The 16,551-nt window shown below is 31.5% G+C and carries 18 protein-coding genes and 1 other RNA gene; 12 read left to right on the top strand and 7 right to left on the bottom strand.

Features of this window, described 5'->3' with window-relative positions:
- Positions 1 to 67 precede the first annotated feature (67 nt).
- The 3 genes from GM3708_RS06750 (at position 68) to proC (ending at position 2,456) form a co-directional block, all read left to right on the top strand.
- Positions 68 to 613, top strand: coding sequence for an NYN domain-containing protein (locus GM3708_RS06750; RefSeq protein WP_066345091.1), 546 nt, complete (start codon positions 68 to 70; stop codon positions 611 to 613).
- Between the two features lie 318 nt (positions 614 to 931).
- Entirely contained in the window at positions 932 to 1,594 is a 663-nt protein-coding gene (locus GM3708_RS06755; RefSeq protein ID WP_066345092.1) for a cell division protein SepF, read from the top strand.
- Between the two features lie 52 nt (positions 1,595 to 1,646).
- Positions 1,647 to 2,456 carry a pyrroline-5-carboxylate reductase gene (gene proC / locus GM3708_RS06760; RefSeq protein WP_066345094.1) on the top strand — a complete coding sequence of 270 codons (810 nt, stop codon included), beginning with the start codon at positions 1,647 to 1,649 and terminating at the stop codon, positions 2,454 to 2,456.
- Positions 2,457 to 2,976: 520 nt separating this feature from the next.
- Here proC and fabG read toward each other — a convergent pair.
- Positions 2,977 to 3,738, bottom strand: a complete 762-nt coding sequence (fabG, locus tag GM3708_RS06765; protein ID WP_066345095.1) for a 3-oxoacyl-[acyl-carrier-protein] reductase — start codon at positions 3,736 to 3,738, stop codon at positions 2,977 to 2,979.
- A gap of 98 nt (positions 3,739 to 3,836) precedes the next feature.
- On the opposite strand from fabG, the gene GM3708_RS06770 reads away from it, so the two are divergent.
- Positions 3,837 to 4,553 (top strand): sirohydrochlorin chelatase, encoded by a 717-nt coding sequence (locus tag GM3708_RS06770; protein WP_071827601.1) that lies wholly within the window; start codon positions 3,837 to 3,839, stop codon positions 4,551 to 4,553.
- A gap of 35 nt (positions 4,554 to 4,588) precedes the next feature.
- Here GM3708_RS06770 and ffs read toward each other — a convergent pair.
- Positions 4,589 to 4,686: signal recognition particle sRNA small type (gene ffs / locus GM3708_RS06775), an RNA gene on the bottom strand.
- Between the two features lie 133 nt (positions 4,687 to 4,819).
- On the opposite strand from ffs, the gene petE reads away from it, so the two are divergent.
- Entirely contained in the window at positions 4,820 to 5,191 is a 372-nt protein-coding gene (petE, locus tag GM3708_RS06780) for a plastocyanin (RefSeq protein WP_066349358.1), read from the top strand.
- 123 nt (positions 5,192 to 5,314) lie between these two features.
- On the opposite strand, the gene GM3708_RS06785 is transcribed toward petE, so the two are convergent.
- Both GM3708_RS06785 and GM3708_RS06790 read right to left on the bottom strand, forming a co-directional pair.
- Positions 5,315 to 5,875, bottom strand: coding sequence for a nucleoside monophosphate kinase (locus tag GM3708_RS06785; protein WP_066349359.1), 561 nt, complete (start codon positions 5,873 to 5,875; stop codon positions 5,315 to 5,317).
- A 304-nt stretch (positions 5,876 to 6,179) separates the two neighbouring features.
- Positions 6,180 to 8,099, bottom strand: coding sequence for a sodium:proton antiporter (locus GM3708_RS06790; protein WP_066345098.1), 1,920 nt, complete (start codon positions 8,097 to 8,099; stop codon positions 6,180 to 6,182).
- A gap of 211 nt (positions 8,100 to 8,310) precedes the next feature.
- Here GM3708_RS06790 and GM3708_RS06795 point away from each other — a divergent pair, with 211 nt between their 5' ends.
- A complete protein-coding gene (locus tag GM3708_RS06795; protein ID WP_066345099.1) occupies positions 8,311 to 9,255 on the top strand; it encodes a DUF3365 domain-containing protein in 945 nt (314 codons plus the stop codon).
- 4 nt (positions 9,256 to 9,259) lie between these two features.
- Here GM3708_RS06795 and GM3708_RS06800 read toward each other — a convergent pair whose 3' ends face one another.
- A complete protein-coding gene (locus GM3708_RS06800; protein WP_066345100.1) occupies positions 9,260 to 9,748 on the bottom strand; it encodes a hypothetical protein in 489 nt (162 codons plus the stop codon).
- A 455-nt stretch (positions 9,749 to 10,203) separates the two neighbouring features.
- Between GM3708_RS06800 and GM3708_RS06805 the strand changes: the two genes are divergently transcribed.
- Together GM3708_RS06805 and GM3708_RS06810 are read left to right on the top strand one after the other, a co-directional pair.
- Complete coding sequence (locus GM3708_RS06805; RefSeq protein ID WP_066345101.1) at positions 10,204 to 11,889, top strand: glycosyltransferase family 39 protein; 1,686 nt, start codon at positions 10,204 to 10,206, stop codon at positions 11,887 to 11,889.
- Complete coding sequence (locus tag GM3708_RS06810) at positions 11,886 to 12,332, top strand: hypothetical protein (protein ID WP_066345102.1); 447 nt, start codon at positions 11,886 to 11,888, stop codon at positions 12,330 to 12,332. Before GM3708_RS06805 ends, GM3708_RS06810 begins: the two co-directional genes overlap by 4 nt.
- Positions 12,333 to 12,346: 14 nt before the next feature.
- Here the strand turns inward: GM3708_RS06810 and ureG are convergent, their stop codons facing one another.
- Positions 12,347 to 12,943, bottom strand: coding sequence for an urease accessory protein UreG (gene ureG / locus GM3708_RS06815; RefSeq protein WP_066345103.1), 597 nt, complete (start codon positions 12,941 to 12,943; stop codon positions 12,347 to 12,349).
- A gap of 212 nt (positions 12,944 to 13,155) precedes the next feature.
- On the opposite strand from ureG, the gene ylqF reads away from it, so the two are divergent.
- From ylqF to GM3708_RS06830, 3 genes are read left to right on the top strand one after another with little or no spacing between them, the layout of a single operon-like run.
- Complete coding sequence (gene ylqF / locus GM3708_RS06820; protein WP_066345105.1) at positions 13,156 to 13,995, top strand: ribosome biogenesis GTPase YlqF; 840 nt, start codon at positions 13,156 to 13,158, stop codon at positions 13,993 to 13,995.
- A 9-nt stretch (positions 13,996 to 14,004) separates the two neighbouring features.
- Positions 14,005 to 14,586: a nicotinate-nucleotide adenylyltransferase gene (locus tag GM3708_RS06825; RefSeq protein ID WP_066345107.1), complete on the top strand. Its 582-nt coding sequence runs from the start codon at positions 14,005 to 14,007 to the stop codon at positions 14,584 to 14,586.
- A complete protein-coding gene (locus GM3708_RS06830; protein ID WP_066345109.1) occupies positions 14,567 to 15,292 on the top strand; it encodes an NrtR DNA-binding winged helix domain-containing protein in 726 nt (241 codons plus the stop codon). The genes GM3708_RS06825 and GM3708_RS06830 overlap by 20 nt, the downstream gene beginning before the upstream one ends.
- A gap of 55 nt (positions 15,293 to 15,347) precedes the next feature.
- On the opposite strand, the gene GM3708_RS18830 is transcribed toward GM3708_RS06830, so the two are convergent.
- Entirely contained in the window at positions 15,348 to 15,512 is a 165-nt protein-coding gene (locus GM3708_RS18830) for a hypothetical protein (protein WP_173644997.1), read from the bottom strand.
- A gap of 263 nt (positions 15,513 to 15,775) precedes the next feature.
- On the opposite strand from GM3708_RS18830, the gene GM3708_RS06835 reads away from it, so the two are divergent.
- A complete protein-coding gene (locus GM3708_RS06835; RefSeq protein ID WP_066345111.1) occupies positions 15,776 to 16,549 on the top strand; it encodes an S-adenosyl-l-methionine hydroxide adenosyltransferase family protein in 774 nt (257 codons plus the stop codon).
- Positions 16,550 to 16,551: the final 2 nt, after the last annotated feature.

The raw sequence follows: 16,551 nt of genomic DNA on the forward strand, positions 1-16,551 counted from the left end.
TTTTTGTTAAAATTTACCATTATGACATCGCAAAAAAAACCCTTAGTTAAATAATATATGCAAAGAAATGGTTTCTACTACTTCTCAAGCTATCTTGTTGGTAGATGGCTACAATATAATTGGGACATGGTACTGGCTTAAAAAAATTAGAGATAAAAACGGCTTAGAACACGCCAGAGACTCTTTAATTGAGAGTTTGGTTAATTATACGGGTTACAAAGCACTAGAAGCAAAAATAGTTTTTGATGCTCATTATCAAAAAACTCCTAGTTATGAAGAAAAACATGGTAAAAACGTATCAGTTCACTACACATCTTATTCTGAAACTGCGGATACCTACATAGAAAAATTTTGTGCATCTTTTCCTCGCCGAAATCCTGAAACCGATACAAGAATAATTGTCGCTACTTCAGATCAAGCACAACGTCATACTGTTGTCGGATATGGGGCAGAATGGCTATCAGCTCAAGGATTAGCTAAAGAAATTGATTCAACTAAAACTAAAGAAAAGCCTAACTTTCGCCCTCGACAGAAATCTCAGGGGCGTTTTCTTTTTAATTCTCTGGATACAAAAACTCAAACGGCTTTAGCTAAAATGCGTTTTGGTAATTAGAGGTTATTTTATAAGTAGAATAAAGTCTTTTAAAACAGGATTTTTGATCATTTAAGTTGACTACTGATGAGTGAGTAAAATTGATTGTGCATTTTAGTTTTGTCAAAGCTTTGGTAACAATGGATTTAAACTTATTGCCTCTATACAATTAATTTTACATGAGTACTTAATCGTTAATTTGAAACTTCAGACAAAATCTGAGTAAAATAAACCTTGTTTTGTAACCTAAACTATAAATGGAAGGAAAGTATCCTTAAATTTTTGTCTGAAATCACAAAGTTTGTACTATTATACTAGAGTCATTGAGGAATTAAACAAGTGAGTAATTTTTTAGGTAAATTAAAAGATATTATTGGTGGAGGTCAACAGGATTACCAATATTACGAGGATGAAATTGAGAGTTTAGCAACTCAAAATTCATTGGAAGAAGAAAAAATTGTTGAACCAGTTATGGAATCACAACCTGAAACCCCTGTACAATCTTCTACTCCTTCTCGTCGTCGTCATCGTGATAAATCCGCCCTTAAAATGGAGTTACCTTCATCATCTTATCTTGATATGGACGGTAGTAGTATCGGAAGCAGCTTACCAAATAACGTTATCGGAATGCCAGGAGTTAATAACATTGTGAATGAAGTAGTAGTAATCGAGCCCCACTCTTTTGATGAAATTCCCCAGGTAATTCAAACTTTAAAAGAGCAAAGATGTGTGGTATTAAACTTAAATATAATGGAACCAGATGAAGCTCAAAGAGCCGTGGACTTTGTGGCTGGTGGTACTTACGCCATTGATGGTCATCAAGAAAGAATAGGAGAAAGTATCTTTTTATTCACTCCCAGAAGTGTTAAAGTTAGTACTGTATCTGGTAATTCTTATCAAGTTAGAGAACCCATGGTCAGCAGTAGTACTTTAGGTAGTTCTTTTTCTGAATCTCTCTGGGAAGGTGATTCCACATCATTATCTGATCCCATCGCACAGTAAAATAATTAGGAATTAGGAATTAGGAATTAGAAATTAAAAATTAGGTAGAAAAGTGTCATTTAAAATAGGTGTTATTGGCGGTGGAGTAATGGCAGAAGCGATTATTTCTCGCCTAATTCAAGAAAAAATATATAGTTCGTCAGAGATTATCATCAGTGAGCCTTCGATTACACGTCGTCAGTTTTGGCAGGAAAAATATTCAGTTACTATTACAGAAAAAAATCAAGAAATTTTAGACAATGCCGACATAATTATTTTGGCGATTAAACCTCAAATTTTCTCCACAGTAATCTCAGATTTAACTTTCAATTTTCAGACAAAAAATCCTTTAATTCTCTCAATTTTAGCGGGAGTTTCTTTGGACAAATTAGCCCAAGGATTTCCTCAATTTCCCCTTGTAAGAGTTATGCCCAATACTCCAGCTATTGTCGGGGAAGGAATGACTGCTATTAGTCCAAATAACCTTGTTTCTGAAAAGCAATTGACCACTACCCTGTCTATTTTTAACGCTATTGGATCTGTGATTGAAATACCAGAATATTTAATGGATGCCGTAACTGGTTTATCTGGCTCTGGTCCTGCTTTTGTAGCATTAATGATTGAGGCTTTAGCTGATGGGGGTGTGGCGGCGGGTTTACCTCGCATAATTGCCTTACAATTAGCAACACAAACGGTTTTAGGCACTGCCCAATTAGTGAAACAACAAAATTTACACCCTGCTTTATTGAAAGATCAAGTTACAAGTCCAGGAGGCACGACTATAGCTGGAGTGGCACAATTAGAAAAAAATGGTTTCCGTAATGCTGTTATTTCTGCAGTAACTGCTGCTTATCAAAGATCTCAACAGTTAGGAAATAGTTAAAGAAAACTTTCGTATTTAGTTAATAGTTACTTTTTATAACTTTTTATAACATTAATAAAAAGATAGAAAAATAAGTAGTTAAAATAGAAGGTAGAGCAAATCAGAACCTTAAGTTTTTTGCTTAGTGCTAGGGGAAACCGACTATTAATAGAGAGGATTTGCACTATGACTTTAGAATACATTAATACTATTTGGATTGTATCTATTATTACGATCGCCAGTATTGTTTTACTTCCTGCTATCGCATGGATTATTGAGCATAAATAACTCAACTGGTCATAAATGGACAGAGATCACATTAAACAATAAAATCAATTTAAGGTAACAAATTATCAATTTTCAGCCAAAACACATTTAATTGTTATCTTTTAAAATTAGCAAAAAATTAAAGAAACTATTACAATATTGCCGAACTTTTTAGAGGAATCTAATTTAATAAATTGCTTATTGGTTTTTAATTGGTTGGGTGAATAATGCTTTCACCCTTACAGTTGTTTGGTTTTAATGTTTAATCAATAAATTACATTACCATGCCACCATCAACGTTAAAAACTTGTCCTGTAATATAATTAGAGGCGTTATCTGCAGCTAAAAAGCGAATCATTCCTGCAATTTCTTCTGGCTTACCATAACGATTAAGGGGGATCATTTTTAAGATTTCTTCCGCTTGTAAACCTTCTGTCATATCAGTTTCGATAAATCCGGGTGCAACGGCATTAACAGTAACACCACGACTAGAAAACTCTTTAGCGAGGGTTTTCGTTAAACCAATAACCCCAGCTTTTGCGGCACTATAATTGGCTTGTCCCGGATTACCCATTTGTCCTGCTACTGATGAAATATTAATAATTCTTCCACTTCTTTGCTTTAACATAATTTTACTAGCGGCTTTACAACATAAAAATACCCCTGTTAAATTAAGGTTAATTACCTGTTGCCAATCTTCTAATTTCATTCGCAACATTAAAGTATCACGAGTAATTCCAGCATTATTGACTAAAATATCAATTCTTCCCCATTTACTAGTAGTTTGTTTAAACATTTCTTCTACTGCTTCTTGTTGAGATACATCCGCACTAATAGCGATGGCTTCTCCTCCAGCACTTATAATTTCATTAACAACATTATCTGCCGCTTGAGAGTTACTTGCATAATTAACAACAACCTTTGCACCTTCAGAGGCTAGAGTAATAGCTGTAGCTTTGCCAATACCTCTGGATGCACCTGTAACGATGGCAACTTGATCTTTTAATCTTTGTAAATTAGAGGGTAAAAGTTCCATAATAGATAAAATATTGAGATGTCTAATAAATAATCAATAACTATTAACTATTAACTATTCCCTCTCAACTGTCAATTATTCATCATTAATTATCAATTATGATAGCCTATATGTTAGTAGTCCATGGTAGTCGCAATTCTGCTTATCGTCAACAATTAGATCAATTACAACAATTAATTATTGAAAAATTGCATAGTCAAGGATTTACAGCACCTATCGTTACAGCTTATTTGGAATTGGGAGATCAACCTTTATCAAAAAAAATTGTTAATTTTGCACAAAAATACGCTAAAAAAGGTTATACAACTCTCAAAATATTGCCTTTATTCTTATTATCTGGTACTCACGTTTTAAAAGACATCCCCGAAGAGGTGGAAATATCTCGTCCTTTTTCACCCCTTAAAATAGAATTGATGATTCATTTAGGGCAAAGTGAAAATTTAATCACATTACTAGACAATAAATATCAACAACAACCCACCAATCACCGCATTTTATTAAGTCATGGTACAAAAATTGCTCAAGGTAATCAAGAATCTCAACAAATAGCTAAAAAATTAAAGGCAGAATCCGCTTATTGGTCAATTTCACCTAATCTTGCGACTATAGTTAATCAACTACCGAACTCTTGTTCAAATAGTATTGGGATTCTTCCTTATTTCTTGTTTACAGGTAGAATTATAGATACAATTTACGATGAAATAAAATTACTACAAAAAACTACCGACACGAAGTTAAATTTCATCTTTCCACTGGGTGCAACACCAGAACTAACAGAAGTAATAGTTCAATTAATTAAAACTTCTAATGTTTAAAGTTACAACAAAAAAAATGAAAGTTTAATGAAGAGAAAAGACCCGAAGCCTACGCCCACCATAAGCATCTCGTATTGCTGCTACCTTCCGGTTCTGACAAGGTTTGAGCGTCACGATTGCATAAGTCCGAGTCAATTAATATTATAACACACAAAAGTCTATCAATACAAGCTAAGATTCAGGATTTTTTTTGGTAGTAAAAATGACAAGTGGTCAAAGTTAGTGGTAAAATGAAAAAAAGAAAATTAGAAAAAATCAATATAAAAATGAGTAAAAAATTAGGTGTATTCTTATCATCTCTATTGTTAGCAGTTACAATGATGTTTTCAGCAATTAACCCTGCACTAGCTGATACTGTGGAAGTAAAAATGGGTGCTGATAATGGAGCTTTAGGATTTCAACCTGCGAAAGTAACAATTAATGCTGGTGATACCGTAAAATGGGTAAATAATAAATTGGCTCCTCATAATGTAGTATTTGATAGTTCTGTCAAGAATGCTGACAAACTAAGCCATAAAGGTTTAGCATTTTCTGCTGGTGAATCTTTTGATATTACTTTTACCGAACCAGGGGAATATCCTTATTACTGTGAGCCTCATCGTGGTGCAGGAATGAATGGAGTAATTACAGTACAATAATTTATTTATTTTTTGTTACGAATTCAAAGTTTAAGAAATAATTGAGACGGTTTTATTCCGTCTTTTTTTGTGTTTGTCTATACTATCAGTTGCATTATATTTGTGCCATGATAATAAAAGCATCTAGTTTATGACTTTTGTCTCTTTAAATATAGCCTGTTCCACTTCCTCAATAGTACCTTCTGCCGCTATGGTAATTAATTTATGTTTTCCTTGATAATATTCTAAAATGGGAGTTGTGCGTTGTTTAAATAATTGAATTCTTTTTTGTATGGTTTCTAATTTATCATCGATGTTTTTCCTAGATAAAGAACGTTTAATCATAGTTTCTTCACTAACATCTAAATAGATAGCATAGTTAATTTTTTGGACTAAATCTTCTAATAAAAAGTCTAATTCTTCCGCTTGAAATGCTGTACGAGGATAACCTTCTAAAACCCAACCTTTAGTAACATCTTCTTGTAAAAGACGTTTTTTCATAAATTCTATCATGATAGAATCAGGTACTAATTCTCCTTTCTCAACATATTCTTTAGCCTTTATTCCTAATCCATTATCTTGAGTAATTCCTTGACGTAAAATATCTCCTGTGGCAATAATTGTTAAATTAAGATCTTTACTAATTTTTAAAGCTTGAGTACCTTTTCCTGAACCAGGACCGCCTAACATAATAAATCTAACCATAACACGATAATGAAAATGAAAATTTTTAATAATTAATGATGTTATTTTATCAATAAATTTATTAAAAACTCTATAAATTAATAATAATTTTGAAATAAATGCCAATAAACATAAAAGGAATAGATAAAATTAAAAGACTTAATCTACTATATAAAATACCTTGTAAATTTTCCCATTGATTAAGAAAAGAGTATTTCATAGAAGCAATTGTAAAAAAAATCCACCAAAAAAAGTGATAAAAATAAAATTCAACTAATTTTTATTGAGATTTTGAATAAAATTATAAATTTACTTATTATAATTATTAATTAGTTATTTCTAAAGTAGATAATTTATCTAAACTATAAATTGGTATTTCTTCTACTTCTTTTAACTTATCTAAACTAAAGCGAGAAGATTGTATATTACCAGATAAACGTTTTAATAAATCAGGGCGAGAATCATGTAATAAATAGATAATTTCATCGTCTATTTTCCATTCTTCTCCTGCAACTAAGATAAGTAATTTACCTTCTCTTTTTATTAATAAAGGTAGTAATTCTCCAGTGCTAATCATGGTTTGTAAATGAATTTGTTGTAAATCAATCGCATTAGCTTTAATTGTTGTTTTACCTAACTTAAACTGTCCATCAATTAGATATTGATTCCATGTTTTCATGGAAAATTGAGACATAAAAGCTTGATTAATTTTTTGTTTATTCGTTTTGATATTATTATCATCATTATTAGGAAATACGGCTAAAATTTTTCGTAATGTAAATTCTTCAGATGCCCTTTGTGCGATCATTAAATTAACATCACCATTATTGGTAAGAGTTATTAAAGTGCCAAAAGATTCTATTCCTGCTTCTTCTAATACTTGATGATCTAATGCACTACTTTCAATTACTGGCAAGTTGTCTTTTCTCGCTTTTTCACAAGCATCTTTATCTGTATCAATTAAAACAACGGATTCTCCCGCATAAATAAATAAACCTGCAATTAAACGCCCTAAAGGATTACAACCGATAATCATCGCTCCTGTAGCTTGATCTGATGTTATTTTAAGTAAATTAGCTACCGCACCAGCACTTAAACCTTGAATAAAAACCGTCATCATAATGGTTAAAAATACCAATCCTTTGATAGAGTCGCCACCATTAACACCATTTTGAGTGAGTAAAATCGAGAATAAAGAAGCAACGGAAGCTGAGACGATACCACGAGGTGCAATCCATGATAAAAAAAACTTTTGTCGCCAATTCATCCCATTTCCCCACGTACAGATTAAAATGTTTAAAGGACGAACTATTAACATTAAAACTAACACCGTTAATACACTACCCCAACCAAGGGCAAAAATACTGGCAATAGACAAATCCGCCGCTAATAAAATAAATAAAACGGATACCCCTAAAACAGTTAATTGTCCTTTGAAACGTAATAATAATCTTTCTTCAGGAATACTAAATGCCCTTAAAACAATACCTGCTGTTACTGTTGCCATTAATCCTGATTCGCTGATAATGGTTTGAGATAGTCCAAATGTTCCCCACACTCCTGCTAATACCACTAAATTTTTTAAATCATCAGCAACAAAATTTGCTTTTTTCTGAAATGTGCCTAATAACCATCCACTAACACCACCAAGAATCGCACCAACACCTAAACGGAATAATAAGCCTGAAATAATTTCCACCGAATCAGGAGATTTATTAAGGATCGTATCTAGTACTACTACCGCTAAAATAGCTCCTACAGGATCGATTAATACCCCTTCTCCTTCAAGTAAAGTTGCCACTCTTCTATCTACCGTTACCTGTTTCAAAAGTGGTCCAACAACTGTCGGTCCTGTTACTACGACTAAAGAAGCATATAAAAAAGCAATTTGCCAAGGAAATTCTCCTAACCAATGGGCAGCCATTCCTCCACCTAAAAATGTTATTAAAGTGCCTATAGTAACTAAATTACGGATACTTCCTGATACTCTTCCTAATTCTTTTAATTCAAGATTTAATCCTCCTTCAAAGAGGATGATGGCGACGGCTAACGCCACTAAAACTTCTAATCCTGTACCTAATAATTCTGGATGTAATATTTCTAACCCGTCTCTACCTAAAGCAATGCCAAAGATGAGTAGAAAGACAATACTCGGTATTTTTAAATATTCTCCTAATACTTGAGCGCTAATTCCTGCTACAACTGTTATAACAATCTGTATGGTAAGCGCAAATGATCCATCCATGATGATTTTGAATTTAGGTTGAGAGTTTTATTGGGGTTATTTTGATGCCCAAATCTATTTTCTTAGTTTTGATTAGACTAGCACAGATTCTTAATTAATAGTAAAACTCATCTTTTCTTCTCCAAAACAAATCTGCATCTGAAAATATTAATATTAATTTTTTTTTTGATTTATATAATAATTAATAAGTGAAAATTCAATACTTAAAAATATGAATATTAAAAATCTTGGCACTTCTAAATTTTATGACAATTTGAAACTGGGACAAAAATTAACTATCATTTTAATTCTTATTTTTCTTATCGGTAGTGTTTTAAGTGGTATAGCTTTATCTTATCTTTTGAATCAAAATACCCAAAGAGAAATTACTTCCCAAGCTTTAATTCTAATGGATACCATGATCTCAGTGCGAGACTATACCAGTAAGCAGATTAAACCAGAATTAGCCTCCCGTTTAAAAGAAGAATTTTTACCCCAAACAGTTCCATCTTATTCAGCCACAGAAGTATTTGAGAATTTTCGTAGCAACAAAGACTATCAACAATTTTTTTATAAAGAAGCTGCCCTTAATCCCACTAATCCAAGAGATCAAGCCGATGATTTTGAGACACAAATTATCGAAAAATTCCGCTCTGGTAATGTAGCCAAAGCCATAGAAGGATTTAGAAATAATAATAACGAAGATATTTTTTATATTGCTCGTCCCTTAAAAATAACACAAAGTAGTTGTTTAGAATGTCATTCTACCCCCCAAGCCGCTCCTGTTAGTATGATCAATCTTTATGGCTCAAAAGGAGGATTTGGTTGGCAATTAGATGAAGTAATTGGGAGTCAAATTATATTTGTCCCCGCTAGTAAAGTCATCGAAAGTGCTCGTAAATCATTTATTCTCAATATGTCTGTAGTTATAGGTGTTTTTGCAATTGTTATTCTTGTCATTAATTATTGGTTAAGAAAAACCGTAGTACGTCCAGTTGTGAAAATGACTAAAGTAGCTGAAATGGTATCTCAAGGTGATTTAACCGTTGATTTTCAAAAAACATCCCATGATGAAATTGGTGCATTAGCCGATTCTTTTTCTCGCATGAAAACCAGTTTTATGTTAGCGATGAAAAAATTAAATCAGATGAGAGACAAAAATAAAGGCTCAAATTAGAATTTTAATCCTTTAAGATATTTATAAAATATTTTTTAAATTCTTCTCTATGAGATTCATCAGGAATTTCCTCACTCACTAAATTAACTAATTTTTTACTCGTTATGTGAGGATTTTCCGCTACTAAATCATCGACAATAAACTTGCTAATAGGACCAACATATTGACCTAATTGTTTTTCACACACGGAGATTAATTGTGCATCCAAAGGTTTAACTTCAATTTTTGACTCTGAAGGTGAATCACTGGTAATCTTTTTCTTTAATTGATTATCGATCTTTTGTTTCCAAATAGTGAAATGACTCTCATTTTCCACTACTATACAGACTCTACCAGCTTGATATTCTTGTTGACAAATATTAATCGCCATTTGTTTAAGTCGTTTGGAAATGGAAATACTTTTTACCAGTTTTTGTCCTTGATGAAATAACTCAGAATTTGCTAGATTGAGTATTCCTTGATTTCTTAATTCCTCGACATGATAAACAAACATAAGCTCTATAATTTACCAAAGAATAGTGAATAGATCGCTATTTTAGCAAAATTATTTCTGTATGTTATCTTTTTTTTACCGCACTATAAAACCGGATAATTAGGAGATTATGAAAACCCTAGAACTAATCATCATCCATGTTTCACTTTTGCTCTTTAGTCGATTATCTGAATACAGCGTAAGAATATTTCAAATGCTTAGGTTTTGGGTTAATTTTTCTGAATTTTTATCTATTAAATAATTAATATAATCTTAATAAAATTAATTTTGAGATGTTTTAATCAATTATTTTTACTATCTTCTCTCTTCTGTGTTCTTTGTTATATATTCACCAGTAAATTTTATAGGTTATTCAGGTTATATTAATTTTCTATGTTGTTTTCATTGTTAATGAGTAGTTTGATTCTCAAGAAAAATGTTCTAATAGTCAATGGTTAAGAATTAATTTTTATATTATGAATCGTCATATTTTTACTTCTAAAATCCCTCGCTATCGAGTAAAATCAGAAGAATACTGGGAAGAATTTTTTGTTTTTTTTGGTCTTTTTTGTGTTGCTATAATTTTATATACATTTCATTTAGGTAATTTACCCTTAAGAGATTGGGATGAAGGTACTTTTGCTCAAGTAGCGAAGGAAATTTATCAATCTTCTTTCATGGATTTACACTGGCTTTTTCCTACAATTTGGGATGAGCCGTATCTCAATAAACCGCCTTTAATTCATAGTTTAACGGCTTTAGTTTATAGTTTTTTTGGAGTCAGTGAACTGACAACTCGTATTGTCGGTGCTTCTTTAACGGCTTTATCTGTGCCTTTACTTTATTCCTTAGCGAGAGAATTATTTTTACCTCGTAATTATGCTTTATTTTCAGCTTTAGTTTATCTTACCACTATGCCTGTAGTCCGTCATGGACGATTAGCCATGCTTGATGGTGCAGTGTTATGTTTTCAAATGTTATTGATGTTATCTATTTTAAAATCAAGACGAGATTTACGATGGAGTTTACCCACAGGACTTAGTTTTGCCTTAATCTGTCTGAGTAAAGGTTGGATGATAGGCATTTTATTTGTTGCCATTGCCTTTTTATTTCTTGCTTGGGATACTCCTCGATTAATTTCTTCAGTTTATTTATGGTTAGGATTACTTTTAGGTAGTGTTCCTGTTATTGCTTGGCAATTGGCACAATATAAATATTATGGTGAAAATTTTATCAATACTTCTATTAAAGATCAGTCTGTAGATCGCATTTTTACTGCCGTAGAAGGACATCAAGGACCAATTTGGTATTATTTTTTAGAATTACTGAAATATCCTCATCCTTGGCTTTTTATTGCTGTTTATGGCATTGCGATCGCCTATAAAAATCAGAATTGGAGTTGGGCAAAATTCATTTTAGTTTGGAGTAGTATTTATCTTGTCATAATATCGATTATGGGAACAAAATTACCTTGGTATATCATGCCGATATATCCAGCTTTATCCATTGCCGCAGGAGTAGCATTAGCACAAATTAAATCTCTCCCTTCTTTTATGGCTTATCCTCCAACATGGAAAATATTTTTTGGTTTTCTTAGTGTAGTCATTACAGGAGGATTTTTCTATTTTCTTTTAACTCAGCCCAATAATCAAAATCTTTTAACGGTTTTAGGACTATTATTAATTACATTTACCACGACGACAATTCTTTTGAATAAGAAAGAACCACAATTTATTTCTGTGTTATTTTGGGGAATGTACGTATCTTTAATGATGTTTTTTAGTTCCAATTATTGGTTATGGGAATTAAATGAAGCTTATAAAGTCAAACCCGTTGCCGCAGTGGTTAAAGAAATGGTAAAACCGAAAGAAACTGTTTATATTTCTTTTGACTACGAACGTCCTTCCATGAACTTTTATAGTGAACATCGAGTCATACCTGCTAGTTTAGAAGAGATGAAAAATTTGCTCAAATCACCATCTTCTTTATTAGTCAATACGGAAACTTTATCTGAGCTTAATTTAGTTACTTATGGAAATAACTATTGCTATATTTCATTTTCCGAAGATCAATTATCCACTGAAAAACAAAGTTCAAAAAATTGCTTTCAGAAAATAATAATACCAGAATCTAAATTTACTTTATTAACACCAACGAAATGAACTGTTATAATTTATATCAGAAACTAGAAAATAAAGAATTTATTAACCTTAAAAAATTGTCTCCTCGAAGTTTTGGCATTAGTTTATTATGGTTTATTTTTTGGATGATAATATATGCCGTTAGTGCATTTATTAAACCAGAATTAGTGTTTATACCCATGTTATTAAACTTACCTTTAGCAACTTTTTTTTGTATTGGAATAATATTAGAAACTTTAATTATTGTTATATTGAACTATGATCAATCTTATGATTTATGGGGAAAATTAATCGTTTTATTATTAACTTTTGTGATTAATTATTTTTACCGTCAAACAATTTTTAAAGAACAAAAATCGATTAAGAGCAGAATAAAATCAAGAGTAAAAGAATTTTTTATTTGGATTATTCCTTGGTTAATTATTATATTTATTTTAGGACAAATTTCTTCCTTAATTCAATAGATAACTTTTTTTTCCTAAGGACAATGAAACTTAATAAAATCAACAACTTGACTTAGACCCTCTCCAGTTTTAAGATTAGTAAAGACAAAAGGTTTATCACCACGCATTTTATTTGTATCTTTTGTCATTACTTCTAAACTCGCTCCCACATAGGGTGCTAAATCAATTTTATTAATGACCAACAAGTCTGATTTAGTAATACCAGGACCACCTTTACGGGGTATTTTATCCCCAGCAGCTACATCTATAACATAAATAGTTAAATCAACTAATTCGGGGCTGAAAGTTGCTGCCAAATTGTCTCCACCACTTTCCACAAATACTAATTGTAAGTCACTGAATAAAGACTCTAATTCCTCAATAGCTTCAATATTAATAGAAGCATCTTCTCTTATGGCAGTGTGAGGACATCCTCCTGTTTCTACTCCTCTAATTCTATCTAATGGTAATGCTTGAGATTTTGCTAAAAATTGTGCGTCTTCTTGGGTGTAAATATCATTAGTTACTGCCCCTAAAGAATAATTTTCTCTCATCGTTTTACATAAAGCATCTAATAATGCTGTCTTTCCTGAGCCTACAGGACCAGCTATGCCCACACGAAAACTACTCATGATAATAATAAAATTAATTTTAATTCAATGAAAATTGATGATTTTAAGTTTAATTATAATCATTCTTTTTAATTATTATTAATTAATCAAGAAATGTAGTCAAAATAGATATAATTATTGAGGTGATAAGATTTGACTGCTTCATTTTTTATAAGGCTGAAGTTAATTTCAATTTTAAATCTAAACGCCTTAAATTATTTATAAATTTGGTTATGGCACTGATTCAATGGTATCCGGGGCATATTAGCAAAGCGGAGAGACAATTAAAAGAACAAATAAAAAAAGTTGATGTAGTATTAGAGGTAAGAGACGCAAGAATACCTTTAGCTTCTCATCATCCTCAAGTTAAAGAATGGATTGGCGAAAAACCACGGATTTTGATTTTGAATCGAGAAGATATGATTACCGATGCTTTGCGTGATGAATGGCGTACTTGGTTTAGAAGTCGGGGAGAAATACCTTATTTTACCAATGCTAAAGATGGTGGTGGAGTAAAAGCAATACAAAAGGCTTCTCAATCGGCGGGGATTGCCGTTAATGAACGTCGTTATAGTCGAGGAATGTTACCTCGTCCTGTTCGTGCCGTGGTGATTGGTTTTCCTAATGTGGGCAAGTCAGCTTTAATTAACCGTTTACTCAAACGTAAAATAGTAGCTAGTGCTAGAAAAGCAGGAGTAACAAGACAATTGCAATGGGTACGCATTTCCGAGGAAATAGAATTATTAGATGCTCCTGGTATAATTCCATTGAAATTAGAAAATCAGGAAGATGCCTTAAAATTAGCTATTTGTGAAGACATCGGCGACGCTGCTTATAATAATCAAGAAGTGGCACAGGCTTTCGTTGATTTATTAGTCAATTTGGGTACAGAATCTGTATTACATTCTCGTTATGGTTTAGATCCTTTAGATATGACAGGGGAAGAGTTTATACTGAGATTAGCACAGTCTAAGTATAATAATGATCTTGAACGGGTTGCTCGTCAAATATTACAAGATTTTCGCAAAGGTTATTTAGGTGCTGTTTCTTTGGAATATCCTCCAAATAATTAATAGTTATTTATGTTTGTCGCTATTTTTGGTACGAGTGCAGATCCCCCTACTATCGCCCATAAAACCATATTAAATTACTTAGGTAATAACTATGACTTCGTCGCCGTTTATGCTTCCGAGAATCCTTTTAAAAGTCATGGTAGTGATTTACCTCATCGTAGTCGAATGCTAGAGTTACTTATTGAAGATATGAATTCGACTTATGGTAATATTATTCATTGTCCCGAAATAAGCGATCGCCGAACAATATATACTGTAGAAAAAGCGAAGATAAAATGGGGAGAAAATATTGATTTAACTATTGTTATTGGCACAGATTTGGCACAACAAATTTTTACATGGTATGAAGCACAACAATTATGGCAAGGGGTAAAAGTTTTATTAATTCCCCGTGAAGGTTATAAAATTGATAATGAAGTTATTACAAATATTAATCATATTAGTTTAGGATGTGCGATCGCAAATTGTCAAACACCTCCTTTTTCCTCCACTGACTATCGTACAAATCATGATCAAGGGGTATTAACTGATAAAGTAAAAACTTATATTGAAGAAAATAGTTTATATTTGGATGAACAAAAAAGTACTTAATGTAAACCATTGCCTAGCAGATTTTAAAGTAGGAGTAGATAATGCAATTTTTTCCGTGGATACAACTAATAATAAACTATTGATTTTACTGGTAAAACGTGAACAAAATCCATTTAAAACCTATTGGAGCTTACCTAGTACTTTAGTAAGACAAGGAGAATCTTTAGAATCAGCAGCCTATCGAACTTTAGCAGAAAAAATACAAGTCAACAATCTTTACTTAGAACAATTATATACTTTTGGTGATCCTCATAGAGATCCTAGAGAATCATCGGATAGTTTTGGGGTGCGTTATCTATCTGTAAGTTATTTTGCCTTAGTTAGATACAAAGAAGCACAAATCACAAAAGATATAAAAAGCATTACATGGATGACACTAGATTCTATTCCCGCCCTTGCTTTTGATCACAACCAAATTGTAGAGTATGGTTATCAAAGATTACGCAATAAATTAGAATATAGTCCCATCGCTTTTGAGGTTTTGCCAGAATTATTCACTCTTTACGACCTTTATCAGTTATATACTACTGTTTTAGGAGAAAATTTCACTGATTATTCTAATTTTCGCTCACGTTTGTTGAAATTAGGATTTTTAATAGATACCAGAAAAAAGGCTTCTAAAGGTGCTGGAAGACCTGCTACACTGTATCGTTTTGATACAGATGCTTTTGCACCTCTTAAAGATAAACCCTTATTATTTATTTGATTTTGATTTGGTAATTCATTGAGAATACAAAACAATTAACTTTATTAATAATTTTTTATTTCAAATGTAAATAAGTAGCTTCTTTTTCTAATTGTTCAACCAATTTTTGATTACCTTGATTTCTAGCAACTTCTAAGCGATGTTCTAAATTTTTACGTAAACTATCTTGATAGGCTTGTCCTGCATTGGCACTCATTTGATTTTTCCGAGCAATGTTCATTATGTTTTACCTCTAAAATTTTATTTATTAATTTTATTTTCATTATTTTTTGTTTGTACTTCTATAATAACTTTTTTTATAATTTTTGTATCATTTATTACAAAATCTTAATAAGTAACGAACTTATTTAAGAAGTATAGAGATTAGGAGTTACCCATTGAGTCAACGGAAACTATTAATAAATTTAAATTAATATTTAACTTATTTTTTTGGAATTTTTAATCATAATTAACGCTTTATAAATATATAACTATCAAGAAAAAATGATAACTTTACTAACAGATTTTGGTTTACAAGATATTTACGTGGGAGTTATGAAAGGAGTTATTAAGACGATTAATCCCGATGTAAATTTAATTGATTTAACTCACGAAATTCCTCGACAAAATATTTTGGCGGCTAGATTTGCTTTAATGAATGCTATGGATTTTTTTCCTGATAATACTATTTATGTAGCCATAGTTGATCCTACCGTAGGAAGTGCAAGAAAAAGTATTGCAATTAAGTTTGAAAAGGGTTACTTAGTTTGTCCTGATAATGGTATTTTTAGCGGAATTTTAGAAAAATATAAACTTCAAAAAGTTATCGAATTAACTAATCATAAATATTGGTTGAATAGTAACCCTAGCAAGACATTTCATGGTAGAGATATTTTTGCACCCGTAGCCGCCTATATAAGTAAAGGTATTAGTTTAGATGAGTTAGGAACACAAATACCATTAGAAAATTTAGTCAAAATCAATATTGAGCCTATTATTATTAATAATCAAGAAATTATTGGTTCAATTCAGTATATTGATATCTATGGTAATTTAGTAACTAATATTCCTGTTAATATGCTTAATAATAAATCATGGTATGTTATAGAAAAAAAAACAAAGATTGAGCAACATTTAACTTATTCTAATGTTAATGAAGGAGATTTATTAGCCTTAATTGATAGTAACGGATGGTTAGAAATAGCAGTTAATGGCGGTAGTGCTAAAATAGAACTCAATAAGCAATATTATGATCAAATTAAAGTAATATTTAATTAAAT

The sequence above is a fragment of the Geminocystis sp. NIES-3708 genome, assembly GCF_001548095.1.
GTDB lineage: Bacteria > Cyanobacteriota > Cyanobacteriia > Cyanobacteriales > Cyanobacteriaceae > Geminocystis.